The sequence below is a fragment of the Arthrobacter sp. JCM 19049 genome (genome assembly GCF_001310435.1).
Window position 1 is genome coordinate 1 of sequence record NZ_BAXF01000555.1, and the last position, 1,318, is coordinate 1,318.

General features: G+C 67.6%; 1 pseudogene. It reads right to left on the bottom strand.

The features are described from left to right. Positions 1-47: 47 nt before the first annotated feature. A pseudogene (locus tag JCM19049_RS14405) lies at positions 48-1,318 on the bottom strand (chorismate-binding protein); the annotation flags it as partial.

Genomic DNA, 1,318 nt, shown 5'->3' on the forward strand with positions numbered 1-1,318 from the left:
CGACCACCCGAACAGTGCCACGTTCCTCAGGCTCAGCATCTTGCGCATCATGCACCTTCCGTCACGTCGGTGGCCTGGCGCAGGCTCTGCGCGGCCCAGACCGCGCGCAGCGGTGCGGCGGCCTTGTTGATGGTTTCCAGGGCCTCGTCGGCCAGCTTCGAATCGTTGACAATCCCACCGCCGGCCTGCACATAGGCCCGCCCGTCCTTCAGCAGCGCCGAACGGATGGTGATGGCCATGTCCATGTCCCCGGCGAAGTCCAGATAGCCAACCACTCCCCCGTACACCCCGCGGCGGTACTCGTACTCATCCAGCAGTTGCAGGGCGCGGGGCTTGGGCGCCCCGGAGAGCGTGCCGGCCGGGAACGTCGCGGCCAGCACGTCGTACGCTTCGATTCCCTCACGCACCTTGCCCACCACGTTGGAGACCAGGTGCATGATGTGCTGAAGCGCTCCACCTCCATGAACTGGGTGACCTCCACCGTGCCGGCCTGGCAAACCTTGGACAGGTCGTTGCGGGAGAGGTCGACCAGCATCAGGTGCTCGGCGCGTTCCTTCTCGTCGGCCAGCAGCGACTTCTCATGCAGCTGGTCCTCCTCGTAGTTCGCACCGCGCGGGCGGGAGCCGGCGATCGGGTGGGTGACCACGTGCCCGTCGTTCACGGTCACCAGCGCCTCCGGGGAGGAGCCGACAACCTGGAAGGGCTGGCCGTCCTCGTCGACGAAGTTGTACAGGTACATGTAGGGGCTCGGGTTGGTGGCGCGCAGCACCCGGTAGATGTCCAGCGCGCTGGCCTGGGTTTCCAGCTCGAACCGGCGCGAGACCACGATCTGGAACACCTCACCATCCACAATCGCCTGTTTCGATTCGCGGATCGCCTGCAGGTACTGCTGCTCGTCCCAGGAGTGGGTGACCGCTCCATCAGCTCTTCACGCGGCACGTCGGTGCCCTGCAGCACCGCCCCGCCGGTGGGCCAGGTGCCCGTCCAGCTGCTCCAGCATCCGGTGCAGGCGCTGGACCGCGTCATCATAGCCTGCTCCGCGCGTTCGGCCCGCCCGTCGAAGTTGATGGCGTTGGCGATCAGCGTGACCGTGCCCTCCGCGGCGTCGTGCACGGCCAGGTCGCCGACCAGGTTCATGCTCAGCTCCGGCAGCTTCAGGTCATCGGCCGGCGGGTTGGGCAGCTTTTCCCAATGCCGCACGCACTCCCAGCCGATGAAGCCCACCATGCCGCCGGTCAGCGGGGGCAGGCCCGGCATCGGTTCGGTGCGCAGGGCCCGCACGGTATCGCGCAGCACCTCAACCCCGACGCCGGTGGTG